The organism is Pseudomonas sp. TH06 (assembly GCF_016651305.1).
Lineage (GTDB): Bacteria > Pseudomonadota > Gammaproteobacteria > Pseudomonadales > Pseudomonadaceae > Aquipseudomonas.
Genome location: NZ_JAEKEC010000004.1, coordinates 193,134 through 208,556 on the forward strand (window position 1 = coordinate 193,134; position 15,423 = coordinate 208,556).

Genomic DNA, 15,423 nt, shown 5'->3' on the forward strand with positions numbered 1-15,423 from the left:
ATTCAGGCTGCGCGGTGTATCAGGTACACCGAGATGAATTCATCGCGAGCAGGCTCACTCCTACAGGTTTGATGAAGGCTTACTTTTTGTCGCGAATCGAGAAGTTGGCCATGTGTTCCAGGCCCTTGATCAGCGCCGAGTGGTCCCAGTTGCTGCCACCGATGGCCGCGCAGGTGCTGAACACTTGCTGGGCGTTGGCGGTGTTTGGCAGGTTGATGTTCAGTTCCTTGGCGCCTTGCAGGGCCAGGTTCAGGTCCTTCTGGTGCAGGCTGATGCGGAAACCTGGATCGAAGGTGCCTTTGATCATGCGCTCGCCGTGCACTTCGAGGATCTTCGAGGAGGCGAAACCGCCCATCAGTGCTTCACGCACCTTGGCTGGATCGGCACCGTTTTTCGAGGCGAACAGCAGGGCCTCAGCGACGGCCTGAATGTTCAGCGCGACGATGATCTGGTTGGCGACTTTGGCGGTCTGACCGTCGCCATTGCCACCGACCAGGGTGATGTTCTTGCCCATGGCCTGGAACAGCGGCAGTGCGCGTTCGAAGGCATCGGCGTCGCCACCGATCATGATGCTCAGGGTGGCGGCTTTGGCGCCTACTTCACCGCCGGACACTGGCGCGTCGAGGTACTGAGCGCCTTTCTCGTTGATCTTCGCGGCGAACGCCTTGGTGGCGGTTGGCGAGATCGAGCTCATGTCGATCACGACTTTGCCTTTGCCGATGCCGGCCGCAACGCCGTCGGCGCGGAACAGTACGTCATCGACCTGTGGGGTATCCGGCACCATGACGATGATGAATTCGGCTTCCTGCGCGACTTCGCGCGGGTTGGCCAGGGCGACGGCGCCAGCGGCAACCAGATCGGCCGGGGCGGCGTCGTGGTGTGCCGACAGGAACAGGCTGTGACCGGCTTTCTGCAGGTTCGCCGCCATTGGGTGGCCCATGATGCCGGTGCCGATAAATCCGATTTTAGCCATGAGAAAATCCTCTTGTTTTTGTCTTTCCCCCGGTTCGCAACCGATGGGCTTTTTGTGGCGAGGGGATTTATCCCCGATGGGCAGCGAAGCTGCCCCAGTTTTTAGCGCGAATCAGTTGCAATCCCGGGTGCAGGTTTTACGACTGCTGCGCAGCCGGTCGGGGATAAATCCCCTCACCACAGGGGATCTGGTTTCAAGTCCAGATCCATGTTGAAAACTCGAACTCAGATTGCGTTGTGGGTCTTCAGCCAGCCGAGGCCTGCTTCTGTGGTGGTCAGCGGCTTGTATTCGCAACCGACCCAGCCCTGATAACCGATGCGGTCGAGGTGTTCGAACAGGAAGCGGTAGTTGATTTCACCGGTGCCTGGTTCGTTGCGCCCCGGGTTGTCCGCGAGCTGCACATGGTTGATCTCGCCCAGATGCGATTGCAGGGTGCGGGCCAGATCGCCTTCCATGATTTGCATGTGATAGATGTCGTATTGCAGGAACAGGTTGGCGCTGCCGACCTGCTCGCGAATCGACAGGGCTTGCGCCGTGTTGTTCAGGTAGAAGCCCGGGATGTCGCGGGTGTTGATCGCTTCCATCACCAGTTTGATGCCCGCTGCCTGCAGTTTGTCGGCGGCGTATTTCAGGTTGGCGACGAAGGTTTTTTCAACGGTGGCATCGTCGACGCCTTGCGGCCGGATGCCGGCCAGGCAGTTGATCTGGGTGTTGCCCAGCACTTGCGCGTAGGCAATCGCCAGGTCGACCCCGGCGCGAAACTCTTCAACGCGATCCGGCAGGCAGGCGATACCGCGCTCGCCCTTGGCCCAGTCACCGGCCGGCAGGTTGAACAGCACTTGGGTCAGACCGTTGGCGTCGAGCTTGGCCTTGATTTCGGCAGAGCTGAAATCGTACGGGAACAGGTATTCAACGCCACTGAAACCGGCCTTGGCGGCGGCGTCGAAACGGGCAAGGAAATCCTGTTCGGTGAACAGCATGGACAGGTTGGCTGCGAAACGCGGCATGGTGGTCTCCCGTAAATCTTGTGAGGTTCCCCTTGTGGGAGCGAGCCTGTGTGGCGAGGGGATTTATCCCCGTTCGGCTGCGAAGCAGTCGTGAACCAATTCGCGCGGTGTTCCTGATATTCCGCGGTTTTCGGTTTTGAGGCCGCTTCGCGACCTAACGGGGATAAATCCCCTCGCCACATCAGCTCACTCCTACAGAGGGAGCGGTCAGCAGTTAATCGAGCAGCGAAATCGCCGTTGGCGCATCGTTGCCGACCAGCGCCAGGTCTTCGAACTCGTTGACGGCGTTGATCTCGGTACCCATGGAGATGTTGGTCACACGCTCCAGAATGATCTCGACGATCACCGGCACTTTGAACTCTTCGATCATCTGTTCGGCCTTGCGCAGGGCAGGGGCGATTTCCGACGGTTCGAATACACGCAGCGCCTTGCAACCGAGGCCTTCAGCCACTGCGACGTGGTCAACCCCGTAACCGTTGAGTTCCGGCGCGTTCAGGTTATCGAAGGACAGCTGCACGCAGTAGTCCATTTCGAACCCGCGCTGTGCCTGACGGATCAGACCCAGGTACGAGTTGTTCACCACGACGTGGATGTAAGGCAGTTTGAACTGAGCGCCGACCGCCAGTTCTTCGATCATGAACTGGAAGTCATAGTCCCCCGACAGGGCCACGACTTTACGGTTCGGATCAGCCTTGACCACGCCCAGCGCAGCCGGAATGGTCCAGCCCAACGGGCCTGCCTGGCCGCAGTTGATCCAGTGACGCGGCTTGTAGACGTGCAGGAACTGCGCGCCGGCAATCTGCGACAGACCAATGGTGCTGACGTAGCAGGTGTCCTTGCCGAACACCTGGTTCATTTCTTCGTAAACGCGCTGTGGTTTGACCGGCACGTTGTCGAAGTGGGTCTTGCGATGCAGGCTGGCTTTGCGCTGCTGGCAGTCTTGCAGCCAGGCACTGCGGTTTTTCAGCTTGCCGGCGGCTTGCCATTCACGAGCCACTTCGATGAACACGGTCAGCGCAGCGGCGGCGTCGGAAACGATGCCCAGATCCGGGGTGAACACACGACCGATCTGCGTGCCTTCGATGTCGACGTGAATGAACTTGCGGCCTTCGGTGTAAACGTCAACCGAACCGGTGTGGCGGTTAGCCCAACGGTTACCGATACCCAACACCACGTCGGATTTCAGCATGGTGGCGTTGCCGTAACGGTGCGAAGTCTGCAGACCGACCATGCCGACCATCAACGGGTGATCGTCAGGGATGGTGCCCCAGCCCATCAGGGTCGGGATGACTGGGATACCGGTCAGTTCGGCGAACTCGACCAGCAGGTCGCTGGCGTCGGCATTGATGATGCCGCCGCCGGCTACGAGCAATGGACGCTCGGCCTGATCAAGCAGAGCCAAAGCCTTTTCGACTTGCACGCGGGTAGCGGTTGGCTTGGCCAGCGGCAGCGGCTGGTAAGCGTCGATGTCGAATTCGATTTCGGCCATCTGCACGTCGAACGGCAGGTCGATCAGCACTGGGCCTGGACGGCCGGAACGCATTTCAAAGAACGCTTTCTGGAACGCGTAAGGCACCTGGCCCGGCTCCAGAACGGTGGTTGCCCACTTGGTGACTGGTTTGACGATGCTGGTGATGTCGACCGCCTGGAAGTCTTCCTTGTGCATACGGGCGCGGGGTGCCTGGCCGGTAATGCAGAGGATTGGAATCGAGTCGGCCGAGGCGCTGTAGAGCCCGGTGACCATGTCGGTGCCGGCAGGGCCGGAAGTGCCGATGCACACGCCGATGTTGCCGGCCTTGGTCCGGGTGTAGCCCTCGGCCATGTGCGAGGCGCCTTCAACGTGGCGAGCGAGGACGTGATCGATGCCACCGACTTTCTGCAAGGCGGAGTACAGCGGGTTGATGGCAGCGCCCGGAATGCCAAAAGCGGTATCAACCCCTTCACGGCGCATCACCAGAACGGCGGCTTCGATTGCTCTCATTTTGCTCATGGTTTTGTGCCTCTTTACGTTTTGTAATTGTATACAAGTGGCTTTGCGCAGAGTGTATTCACGGCGGACGGCGCAGGTCAATCCATTTTCTCAAGCGCCTGTTTCATTCGTCGGAAGCCGGTTCTGCTGTGGCTTTTCGTCGCATGTGGCGCTTTTCGAGAATTATTGTATACAAAAAAATAACTCATTGTGTTCTATTTGTTTGCATCGGACTGCGGCACAAAACCGCAGTCCCCCGACTTTCCCTATAACAAAATGAGGACGGCACCATGAGCGCTTTAACCTTGAAAGTCGCAGTCAACCTGGTCAACGAAGCCATCAGCGCAGGGCGGGGCATCAACGCCGCCCCGCTGACCATCGCGGTACTCGATACCGGTGGCCACCTGATCACTCTGCAACGCGAAGACGGCGCCAGCCTGCTGCGCCCGCAGATCGCCATCGGCAAAGCCTGGGGCGCCATCGCGCTGGGCAAGGGTTCACGCCTGCTGGCGCTCGACGCCCAGCAACGTCCGGCGTTTATTGCTGCGCTGAACAGCATGGGCCAAGGCAGTGTCGTGCCGGCACCGGGTGGTGTGCTGATCCGCGATCAGGCGGGGAACGTGCTGGGTGCGATCGGCATCAGCGGCGATCTGTCGGACATTGATGAGCAGGTGGCGATCAAAGCGGTGGAGGCGCTGGATCTGCGCGCGGATGCGGGCGTGGCTTCCTGATCTGAACGCAATCACCTCCGGCTGGCAGTGAGGTGATGACGAAGCGGGGTGGCGTCGATAGATTGCCGCCCCGTTTTTGTATCAAGGAAGATCAGCGTGAAAACGCTCATCGGTATTTCTCTGGCCACGGCCATGACCCTCTGCACCCCCTTTCTGCACGCCGCCGAACCGCTGGACGCCGACGAAATCGCGTTCCAGGCGCTTAGTCCGGTGGTTTCCGCGTTGCTCAACGCCGATTTCCGCCAACTGTTCAGTGAAGGCAACGAAGTGAAGTCCCGTACCCATGAAGGTGGGCATTTCTACCCGGATGACTGGAAAACTTCGTTTCCGCAGGCGTTGCGCTGGGTGATGGGGGAAGAGGGTTGAGGTTTTATTTGTGAGATCTTGCGGCGCTTGAAGAAAAGTCATCGCGAGCAGGCTCACTCCTACAAGGATCGTGTTCTGACACAAATTGTCTGAGCACCTCAAAGTCACTGTAGGAGTGAGCCTGCTCGCGATAGCGACCTCCCAGACACATCCTGCCAACAGTCCGCCCACACAAGTGAACCACAGCACTAGCCTTTCATGACCTGATCATGGAGGGCAAAGGAATGCCGGACTCACCCGCTGCACACCGATTGAGGTTCGGACGCTACGCCGAAGCCGGTCGCATTTATCTGCTGACTACCAACACGTATCAGAGACGCCCAGTCTTCAGGAATTTCAGCTTGGGCAGACTGGTTGTCGATCAATTTCGCAATTCACAGAAGTCCGGCGTGGCGAATTCGCTGGCCTGGGTGGTCATGCCGGATCATTTTCACTGGCTGATCGAGTTGCAACAGGGAACATTGAGTGAGCTGATGCAGAAGACCAAGTCACTGAGTGCCAAAGCCGTAAGGCAGTCTACTGGTGATAGCCACCCTCTCTGGCAGAGAGGTTTTCATGACCGGGCGCTGCGGCGTGAGGAGGATTTAGTGAAGGTGGCTCGGTATGTCGTGGCGAATCCGTTGCGGGCGGGTTTGGTGCAGAAGCTTGGCGACTATCCGTTGTGGGATGCCATTTGGGTTTGAGCTGAAACCGTGGCGCCTCGATCGCGAGCAGGCTCACTCCTACAGGGGGAAACGCATTCCAAATGTAGGAGTGAGCCTGCTCGCGATAGCGTCAGCGCGGTCTTACTGATCCGGCTCGCAGCCTTTGAGTACCAGGCGAATAATCGTCTGTGCTGCCGCTTCGTAATCTGCCTCGTCCAGCTTGTCCTTGCCGGTGACCGCAGAAATCTGCCAGTCGAAATCGGCGTAGGTCTGGGTCGCGGCCCAGATGCTGAACATCAGGTGGTTGGGATCGATCGGGGCGATCTGGCCGCGGTCGATCCAGCTCTGGATGCAGTCGATGTTGTGCTTGGCCTGGCCGTTGAGCTGTTCGACCAGGTCGGCGCTCAGGTGTGGGGCGCCGTGCATGATTTCACTGGCGAACACCTTGGAGGCGAAGGGCAGGTCGCGGGAAATGCGGATCTTCGAGCGGATGTAGCCGCTGAGCACTTCGCTCGGCACGCCGTCCGGGTTGAACGGTGTCGACGCTTGCAGAATCGGCACGATGATACTTTCCAGCACCTCGCGATAGAGGTTTTCCTTGGACTTGAAGTAGTAATAGACGTTGGGCTTGGGCAATCCCGCTTTGGCGGCGATGTCGCTGGTTTTGGTCGCAGCGAAGCCCTTGTCGGCAAACTCCTCACTGGCGGCACGCAGGATCAGTTCTTTGTTGCGCTCGCGGATTGTGCTCATAAACCCGGTGGTTCCTTGCCTGTTCTGGCGGTTGCGCATGGTAGCACCGGCCTCGCGCGGCGCTCAAGAATGCGCGGCCGGGGCGTTCGTCGCGTCAGTCTGTCGCCAGCCTGAACAAATGCTCCATCCGCCAGGCCCATCGCGGCGGCGCTGCTAGAGTCTAGGCAGCGATCAAGTGCGCGAGGCGGCGACCATGGAAAAACGCAGGCGAGGCAAATTCGTGCTGATGTTTGGCATCGGGCTGTTGCTGGCGCTTGCCTTGTGGTTTTACCTGAGCCAGGGACAACACCGCAGCAAACCACCGCCGCCCGCCGAACCGGTGGCGGCGGCGGCCGTCACCCTGCAAGACGTGCCGGTGTACATCGATGCCCTCGGTACCGTCACGCCAACCCGAAGCGTGACGGTGATTTCCCAGGTCGACGGGATTCTCGGTTCGGTCGAATTCAAAGAAGGCCAACAGGTGCACAAAGGCCAAGTCATCGCCCGCATTGATGACCGGGCGCTCAAGGCGCAAGTGGCAGTCGCCAAAGGCACGCTGATGCACGATCAGGCGCTGCTGAGTAACGCCGTGCGCGATCTGGCGCGTTATCGCGAGCTGATCAAAGTCGGCTCCACCACCCAGCAAACCGTCGATACCCAAGCCTCGCTGGTCCAACAGTTGCAAGGCACGGTCGCCGCCGATGAGGGCAGCCTGCAGAACCTTGAAGTGCAGCTGAGTTATTGCACCATCACGTCGCCGGTGGACGGTGTGGTCGGCCTGCGTCAGGTCGATCCTGGCAACTACGTGACCACTACCAGTACCACCGGCATTGCCGTGATCACTCAAATAACTCCGGCCACTGTGGTGTTCGCGGTGCCTGAAGATGACTTGGCGGCGATCAATCAAGCTATGGCCAAAGGCACCGTGACGGTGTTGGCCTATGACCGTAACAAACACAACCTGCTGGCGGCCGGCAGCTTGTTGGCGCTGGACAATCAGGTCGACACCAGCACGGGCACGATCAAGGTCAAGGCGCAGTTCGATGACGCGGGCAACGCGCTGTTCCCCAATCAATTCGTCAACGCCCGGCTCAAGGCTGACACGCTGAAGCAGATCGGCGTGGTGCCGACCCGGGCGATCCAGCATGGCAGCAAAGGCGATTTCGTCTTTGTTGTGGTCGACCCCGGCAGCAAAGTCAGCTTGCGCAACATCAAGACTGGCCCGGCCACCGGCGATGTCACGGCAGTGCTCGACAACGGCGTCAAGCAGGGTGAAAAAGTGGTCACTGAGGGGGCCGACAAGCTCGACGATGGTTCTGCGGTGAAAGTCGTCACGCAGTGAGGAGGCGCCCAGCATGAACGTTTCGCGGCCCTTCATCGAACGCCCGGTGGCCACCACGTTGCTGATGGTGGCGGTGTTGTTGCTCGGGCTGCTTGGTTATCACTTGCTGTCGGTGTCGGCGCTGCCGGAAGTCGATTACCCGACCATTCAGGTGTTCACCCAATATCCGGGCGCAAGTCCCGAGGTCATCAGTTCGTCGATCACCGCACCGCTTGAGCGTCAGCTCGGCGAGATGCCGGGCCTCAAATCGATGAATTCGACCAGTTCCGACGGTGTTTCGGTGGTCACCCTGCAATTCGATTTGTCGCTGTCGCTGGATGTCGCCGAGCAGGAAGTGCAAGCCGCGATCAACGCCGCTGGCACGTTCCTGCCGGCCAACCTGCCGTATCCGCCGGTGTACAGCAAGGTCAACCCGGCCGACGCGCCGGTGCTGACCCTGTCGCTGACCTCCGATGTGTTGCCGCTGACCAAGGTCGAAGACCTCGCCGACACGCGGCTGGCGCAGAAAATCTCGCAGATCACCGGCGTCGGTCTGGTCACCCTCAGCGGCGGCCAGCGTCCGGCAGTCCGGGTCGAGGCCAACACCTCGGCGCTGAACAGTCTCGGTTTATCCCTTGATGACTTGCGCACCTCATTGGGCACGGCCAACGTCAATCAGGCCAAGGGCAATATCGATGGTAAATATCAGGCCTATTCGATTGGCACCAACGACCAGTTGCAGTCGGCCGAGGAATACCGCGACCTGGTGATCGCCTACAAAAATGGCGCGCCGATTCGCTTGTCGCAGATTGCTACCTCCACTCAAGGGCCGGAGAACCCGCGCCAGGCCGCATGGACAAACAGCACGCCGTCGATTGTTCTCAATATCCAGCGCCAGCCCGGCGCGAATGTTATTGACGTGGTCGACCGGGTGCAGCAACTGTTGCCCAAACTGCGCGCCAGTCTGCCGGCGACACTGAAGGTCAGCGTGCTCACCGACCGCACCCAGACCATCCGCGCCTCGGTCACCGACGTGCAATACGAATTGGGTGTGGCGGTGTTGCTGGTGGTGATGGTGATTTTCCTGTTCCTGCGCAACATTCCCGCGACGATCATTCCGGCGGTGACCGTGCCGCTGACGCTGGTCGGCACCTTGGCGGTGGCCTACGCACTGGGGTTTTCGCTGAATAACCTGACGCTGATGGCGCTGACCATCGCGATCGGCTTCGTGGTCGACGACGCCATCGTCATGATCGAAAACATCACTCGTTACCTCGAAGCCGGAGACTCGCCGCTGCAAGCCGCGCTCAAAGGGTCGGAACAAATCGGCTTCACCATCATCTCGCTGTCGGTGGCTCTGATCGCGGTGATGATTCCGCTGCTGTTCATGGGCGATGTGGTCGGCCGGTTGTTCCGTGAGTTCGCCATGACCGTGGCGGTGACCATCGTCATCTCGGCGCTGATCACCCTGACGCTGACGCCGATGATGTGTTCGCGACTGCTCAAGGACAAACACGAGGAGCACCGGGTCGATTTTTTTGACCGGATCAATGGTTATTACGTCAAAGGCCTCGATTGGGTGCTGCTGCACCGTGGGCTGACGCTGATCTCGGTGGTGTGTACCGGGTTGCTGACGTTGCTGATTATCGTGGTGATGCCCAAGGGCTTTTTCCCCGAGCAGGATACTGGGCTGATTCAAGGGATTTCCCAGGCGTCGCCGACTATTTCCTTCCAGCAGATGCAGATTGAGCAACAGAGGCTGGCAGCGCGGATCTTGAAGGATCCGGCGGTGGCGAGCCTGTCGTCCTTCGTCGGCATCGATCAGACCAACCCGACGATCAATCAGGGCAACCTGCTGATCAACCTCAAGCCGCACGGTGACCGCGACAGCAGCGCGGCGGTGATTCGGCGGCTTGCGGATGCCAACGCCGACGACGCCGGGATTCGCCTGTACCTGCACAGCGTGCAGGATCTGACCCTCGACGCCACGGTGTCGACCACCAGTTATCGGCTGGGGTTACAGGCCACCGATCCGGATGTGCTGGAGCAGTGGACGGCTAAACTGCTGGCAGCGATCAAGCACGATCCGATGTTTACCGACGTGCAAAGTCAGGCGATGCAGTTCGGTAACCAGATCCAGCTCAATGTCGACCGCGCCACCGCTTCGCGCCTGGGCATTACTCCGCAAGCCATCGACGATGTGTTGTACGACGCGTTTGGTCAGCGGCAGGTGTCGACGATATATACCCAGCTCAACCAGTATCACGTGGTGATCGCCACCGACCATCCGCCACGTAATCTCGCCGATCTGTTGACCGGGTTGTACGTCGACATTCCCGGCGGCGGAGTGGCTCCGCTGTCGAGCATGGCCACCCTTCAGGTGATTCGCGCGCCAGCGACGATCAACCGTCTCGGTCAGTTTCCGTACGCCGATGTCTCGTTCAACCTCGCCCCCGGGCAGACGCTCGGCGCGGCGGTGACGAGACTCAAGCAGATCGAAACCCAGGCCGGCCTGCCACAGTCGGTGCAGGCAAATCTGGAAGGCGCAGCGGCGACGTTCGAGGCGTCACTGTCCAACCAGGTGTTTCTGGTACTGGCGGCGATCATCGTGGTGTACCTGATGCTGGGCATTCTCTACGAAAGTTTTGTGCACCCGGTGACGATTCTGTCGACGTTGCTATCAGCCGCGCTTGGGGCGTTGCTGGCGCTGCTGATCACCGGTACGCAGTTCGACATCATCGGCTTGATCGGCATCGTGCTGTTGATCGGCATCGTCATGAAGAACGGCATCATGATGGTCGACTTCGCGCTGGAACTGGAGCGGGAGGGTGGGCTGGATCCCGTCGCGGCGATTCGTCAGGCCGCCGAGCTACGTTTCCGACCGATCCTGATGACCAGCATGGCTTCGCTGTTTGGCGCGGTGCCGCTGGCGCTGGGCACCGGGATCGGCTCGGAACTGCGCCATCCGCTGGGGATTGCGATCATTGGCGGGCTGTTGTTGAGCCAGTTGCTGACGCTGTTTTCGACGCCAGTGATTTTCCTCGCCATGCACGGTCTGGAGCAGCGTTTCAGTCGGCGCCGGCCGATGGCCGAGGCGTATCGCGATGAACCTTAGCGAGCCGTTTATCCAGCGCCCGATCGCCACCACTTTATTGGCGGTAGGGTTGGCGCTGTTCGGTGTGTTGGCGTTCAATCTGCTGCCAGTGGCGCCGCTGCCCGAGGTCGATTTCCCGACCATCAGTGTGCGTGCGTCGTTGCCGGGTGCTGATCCGAGCACGGTTGCCTCATCGGTGGCGACGCCACTGGAACGCCAGTTCGGGCAGATCGCCGGGGTCACCGAAATGACCTCGGCAAGTTCGCTGGGGGCGACGCGCATCACCCTGCAATTCGACCTCAACCGTGACATCGATGGTGCCGCTCGGGATGTACAGGCAGCAATCAACGCGGCACGCAGCAACCTGCCCAGCGACTTGTCCGGCAACCCGACCTACCGCAAGGTCAACCCGGCCGATTCGCCGATCCTCATCCTCAGCCTGACCTCTGACAGCGCCACTCGCGGCCAAATGTATGACGTTGCCTCGACGCTGCTGGAGCAACGCTTGTTGCAGACCACCGGCGTCGGCGACGTCACCGTGGGCGGCGCCTCTTTGCCGGCGGTGCGCATTGAGCTCAATCCGGATCGACTCAACCGCTATGGCGTCAGCCTGGAGCAAGTGCGCCAGGTGATTCAGGCCGCCAACCTCAACCTGCCCAAGGGCACGCTGGCGCTGGGTGACCACTCCTACGGCCTGAAGGTCAACGACATGCTCTATCAGGGCGCTGACTACGCGCCGTTGGTGGTCAAACAGCGCAATGGCGATCTGGTGCGTATCGCCGATTTGGGCGATGTCAGCGAAGACGTCGAAGACCTGCGCAACTTCGGCTTGTCGAATGGCAAACCGGCGGTGTTGCTGGTGGTGTTCAAACAGCCCGGGGCCAATGTCATCGACACCGTGGATGCGGTGAAGGCTGACCTGCCGTTTCTGCAAAGCTCGATTCCGTCGGCGATCAAGATCAACGTCCTGATGGATCGCACCAGCACCATTCGCGCGTCATTGCGAGACGTCGAACTGACGTTGCTGATTTCGATTGTGCTGGTGACGCTGGTGACCTTCGCGTTTTTCCGCGACTGGCGCAGTACGCTGATCCCGGCCATTGTCGTGCCGCTGTCGCTGCTCGGCACTTTTGGCGCGATGTACTTTCTCGGCTACAGCCTGAACAACTTGTCGCTGATGGCGCTGACCATCTCCACCGGGTTTGTGGTGGACGACGCCATCGTCGTGGTCGAGAACATCATGCGTCATCTGGAGAAGGGCGAGAGCCGCGTGCAAGCCGCGTTGGCCGGGGCGCGCGAAGTGGGTTTCACTGTGATGACCATCAGTGTTTCGCTGGTGGCGGTGTTCATTCCGTTGTTGCTGATGGGCGGGATTGTCGGACGACTGTTCCGCGAATTCTCGATTTCGCTGTCGGTGGCCATCGTGATTTCCATGGTGGTGTCGCTGACGGTGACGCCGATGCTCGCCAGTGTGTTGCTGCGCACGAAGGAACAGAGCAGCAGCAATCAGCCCGACTCGCGTTTTCACCGCTTCTACGACCGCACATTGGGCTGGGTCATCGAGCATTCGTTGTTGATGGGGTTGCTGACCCTGCTGGTGATTGTGCTGGCGTGTGGGCTGTATGTGCTGGTACCCAAGGGCTTCTTTCCGCAGGAAGACACCGGGCGCATGTCCGGTAGCATCATCGCTGCGCAAAGCATTTCCTTCGGGGCGATTCAGGCGAACTTCAGCGAGATCAACCAGAAGGTCTTGGGTAACCCGAATGTCGCCACGGTCGGTGGTTTTGTCGGCGGTGGCGGTGGCATCGGCGGCGCAGTGAACAGTGCGCAGTTGTTCATCACCCTCAAGGCGCTGGCCGATCGCAAGGACAGCGCCGATCAGGTCATCGCGCAGATCCGCCATACGCTGGGCGACATGCCGGGCACGCGGCTGTATCTGCAATCGGCTCAGGACATCACCGTCGGCGGGCGGCAGAGCGGGGCGCAATATCAGTACACGATGACAGCCGATGATCAGAGCACCCTCGATGAGTGGGTGCCCAAAGTGGTGGCGGCGTTGCATGCCTTGCCGCAACTGACAGACATCAACACCGATCAGCAGGACAACAGTCTGATGGCCAGCGTGTCCGTTAATCGCGATGCTGCCGCGCGTCTGGGCGTGAGCATGTCGGCGATTGATCAGACGCTGTATGACGCCTTCGGCCAGCGTCAGGTGTCGACGATTTATCGATCCGCCAACCAGTATCACGTGGTGATGGAAGTGGCGCCGCCGTATTGGTCTGACCCGGCGACATTGAAAAACGTCTACGTGCCGGTGGGCAATACGGCAGTCACCGTCAAGGGCACAGCGACGGCGCCCAACCTCAGTGCCACGGCTGCGCAAAACCTGGTGCCGCTGTCGGCGGTGGCGGAGTATTCGGTCGCACGCACAGCGATTTCCATCAGCCATCAAGGCACTTTTCCCGCCGTGACGGCCTCGTTCAATCTCTCGCCTGGCGTGTCCATCGGACAGGCCACCGCGCTGGTGGACAACGCCGTAAAACAACTGCGCATGCCGGCCAGTGTGGTGGGGCAGTTTGCCGGGACGGCGCAGGTGTTCCAGACCTCGGTCGCCAGTGAGCCGTTGTTGATCGTCGCCGCGCTGCTCTCGGTATATGTCGTGCTCGGCATGCTTTACGAAAGCCTGGTACATCCGTTGACGATTCTTTCGACCTTGCCGTCGGCTGGTGTCGGCGCGTTGATCGCCTTGCTGCTGACGGGCACCGAACTGTCGATCATCGCGCTGGTGGGGGTGATTCTGCTGATCGGGATCGTCAAGAAGAACGCGATCATGATGATCGACTTCGCCATCACCGAACGTCGCGAGTCAGGCTTGAGCGCCAAGGACGCAATTCGCCGCGCCTGTATGATTCGTTTTCGGCCGATCATGATGACCACGCTGGCGGCGATCCTCGGTGCGCTGCCCTTGGTGCTCGGCAGTGGCTACGGCTCGGAACTGCGCCGGCCGCTGGGGATTTCGATTATTGGCGGGTTGTTGTTCAGCCAGTTATTGACGCTGTACACCACGCCGGTGATCTACCTTTGGCTCGATCGGGCGTCGCAGCGCCTGCGCAGGAGATCCTCATGAGATATCGCAAATCCCCTGCAGGAGCGAGCCTGCTTTTAATGGGGGTATTCCTGTTATTGAGCGGTTGCATGGTCGGGCCGGATTATCAAAAACCGGCGACTGAACTGCCGACTTCGTTCAAGGAGGGCACGCCGTGGCAGCGTGCTGTGTCCAATCCGCAAGGTGCGCTGGACAGCCAGTGGTGGCGGGCTTATCAGGACCCAGTGCTGAATGATCTGGTTGAGCGCTCGGCCAAGGCCAATCAATCGATCATCGCCGCCGAGGCTGCGTATCGCTTGGCGCAGGCGCAAGTGGCATCCAGTCGCGCCGGATTGTGGCCAACCGTGGGCGTGGGGTTGTCCGGTGCGCGCGGGGTTGGCGGCGGGGCCAGCGGCAGCACCACCAGCGGCCTGACCGGCAGCGGAGGCGGCAGCGTTGAGCAAACCGTCAGCGCCACCCTCAGCGCCAGTTGGGAGCCGGATTTGTGGGGGCAAGTACGACGCGGCATCGAGTCGAGCCAAGCCTCGCTGCAATCGTCTGATGCTTTGCTCGCCGGCGTGCGCCTGTCCATCGGTGCCAGCGTGGCGACCAACTATCTGGGATTGCGGCAGCTGGATATCGACATCGACCTGTTGCAGCGCCAACAGACGATCAATCAACAATTGCTGACGATGATTCAAGCGCAAACGGTGCAGGGCACCGCGACCAACGATCAGTTGCTGGTGGCGCAGGATCAACTGAGCACGGTGATCAGTGCCCTGCAAAATGCCCAACCCTCACGCGAGCAGGCTGAACATGCGCTGGCGGTGTTGGTGGGGCTGGCGCCTGCGCAGTTCAATCTGCCCAAGGCCGGTGACTATCGTTTTGTCATGCCGCTGCCACCACCGGTTGTGCCGTCGAGTCTGTTGCTACGCCGCCCGGACGTAGTGTCCGCCGAGCGTTTGGCGGCCGCCGCGAACGCGAGAATCGGGGTTGCCGAAGCGGCGTTCTTCCCGACCTTGAGCCTGACCGCCGAAGGCGGTTTTCGCGGTACGGCGCTGGGCGGTCTGTTTTCAGTACCCAATCGTATCTGGACGCTCGGTCCGGCGTTGGCCGAAACAATCTTCGACGGTGGCGCTCGCGCGGCGGCCAGGCAGGAGGCCGAAGCCACTTACGATCAGGATGTCGCCAATTATCGCGGCACGGTGTTGGGTGCGTTGCAGAACGTCGAGGACAATTTGTCGGCGATCAATCACCTGCACATTCAAGAGCAGGCATACGCGCAAATGTTCCAGCGCAACCAACGATTGTTTGGCAGCCAGGAAGCTCAATTGCGGGCGGGAACGGTCAGCCAACAAGCCGTGCTCACTCAACAGTTAGTGTTGTTGCAAGCCGAGCAAAACCTGCGTGACACGCAAGGATTGCTCAGTCAGGGCAGTGTGGCGTTGTTTCAAAGCCTGGGCGGTGGCTGGCAGGCGCCTTGACTGTCTCGCCTGTGAGCGGC

Annotated in this window: 11 protein-coding genes; 7 read left to right on the plus strand and 4 right to left on the minus strand. The window is 60.3% G+C overall.

What is annotated here, in order from left to right:
- Window positions 1-79: 79 nt before the first annotated feature.
- From JFT86_RS28130 to gcl, 3 genes are all read right to left on the minus strand, one after another.
- Complete coding sequence (locus tag JFT86_RS28130) at window positions 80-973, minus strand: 2-hydroxy-3-oxopropionate reductase (RefSeq protein ID WP_201239298.1); 894 nt, start codon at window positions 971-973, stop codon at window positions 80-82.
- A gap of 224 nt (window positions 974-1,197) precedes the next feature.
- Entirely contained in the window at window positions 1,198-1,980 is a 783-nt protein-coding gene (hyi, locus tag JFT86_RS28135; RefSeq protein ID WP_077571696.1) for a hydroxypyruvate isomerase, read from the minus strand.
- A gap of 214 nt (window positions 1,981-2,194) precedes the next feature.
- Complete coding sequence (gcl, locus tag JFT86_RS28140) at window positions 2,195-3,970, minus strand: glyoxylate carboligase (RefSeq protein WP_008083509.1); 1,776 nt, start codon at window positions 3,968-3,970, stop codon at window positions 2,195-2,197.
- A 269-nt stretch (window positions 3,971-4,239) separates the two neighbouring features.
- Between gcl and JFT86_RS28145 the strand changes: the two genes are divergently transcribed.
- The 3 genes from JFT86_RS28145 (at window position 4,240) to JFT86_RS28155 (ending at window position 5,729) form a co-directional block, all read left to right on the plus strand.
- The gene (locus tag JFT86_RS28145; protein ID WP_201239299.1) at window positions 4,240-4,680 is read left to right on the plus strand and encodes a heme-binding protein; all 441 of its coding nucleotides are present in this window, start codon (window positions 4,240-4,242) and stop codon (window positions 4,678-4,680) included.
- 96 nt (window positions 4,681-4,776) lie between these two features.
- Window positions 4,777-5,046 (plus strand): hypothetical protein, encoded by a 270-nt coding sequence (locus JFT86_RS28150; RefSeq protein WP_201239300.1) that lies wholly within the window; start codon window positions 4,777-4,779, stop codon window positions 5,044-5,046.
- A gap of 224 nt (window positions 5,047-5,270) precedes the next feature.
- Complete coding sequence (locus JFT86_RS28155) at window positions 5,271-5,729, plus strand: transposase (RefSeq protein ID WP_201234409.1); 459 nt, start codon at window positions 5,271-5,273, stop codon at window positions 5,727-5,729.
- A 102-nt stretch (window positions 5,730-5,831) separates the two neighbouring features.
- Here JFT86_RS28155 and JFT86_RS28160 read toward each other — a convergent pair whose 3' ends face one another.
- Window positions 5,832-6,440, minus strand: coding sequence for a TetR/AcrR family transcriptional regulator (locus tag JFT86_RS28160; RefSeq protein ID WP_008083515.1), 609 nt, complete (start codon window positions 6,438-6,440; stop codon window positions 5,832-5,834).
- A gap of 193 nt (window positions 6,441-6,633) precedes the next feature.
- Here JFT86_RS28160 and JFT86_RS28165 point away from each other — a divergent pair, with 193 nt between their 5' ends.
- Genes JFT86_RS28165 through JFT86_RS28180 form a run of 4 tightly spaced genes read left to right on the plus strand, consistent with a single transcriptional unit; the run spans window position 6,634 to window position 15,403 of the window.
- Window positions 6,634-7,761 (plus strand): efflux RND transporter periplasmic adaptor subunit, encoded by a 1,128-nt coding sequence (locus JFT86_RS28165; protein WP_201239301.1) that lies wholly within the window; start codon window positions 6,634-6,636, stop codon window positions 7,759-7,761.
- Between the two features lie 13 nt (window positions 7,762-7,774).
- A complete protein-coding gene (locus tag JFT86_RS28170) occupies window positions 7,775-10,855 on the plus strand; it encodes an efflux RND transporter permease subunit (RefSeq protein WP_201239302.1) in 3,081 nt (1,026 codons plus the stop codon).
- Window positions 10,845-13,961: an efflux RND transporter permease subunit gene (locus JFT86_RS28175; RefSeq protein WP_201239303.1), complete on the plus strand. Its 3,117-nt coding sequence runs from the start codon at window positions 10,845-10,847 to the stop codon at window positions 13,959-13,961. The genes JFT86_RS28170 and JFT86_RS28175 overlap by 11 nt, the downstream gene beginning before the upstream one ends.
- On the plus strand, window positions 13,958-15,403 hold the full coding sequence (locus JFT86_RS28180) for an efflux transporter outer membrane subunit (RefSeq protein ID WP_201239304.1): 1,446 nt from the start codon (window positions 13,958-13,960) through the stop codon (window positions 15,401-15,403). The genes JFT86_RS28175 and JFT86_RS28180 overlap by 4 nt, the downstream gene beginning before the upstream one ends.
- The last annotated feature ends 20 nt before the right edge of the window (window positions 15,404-15,423 follow it).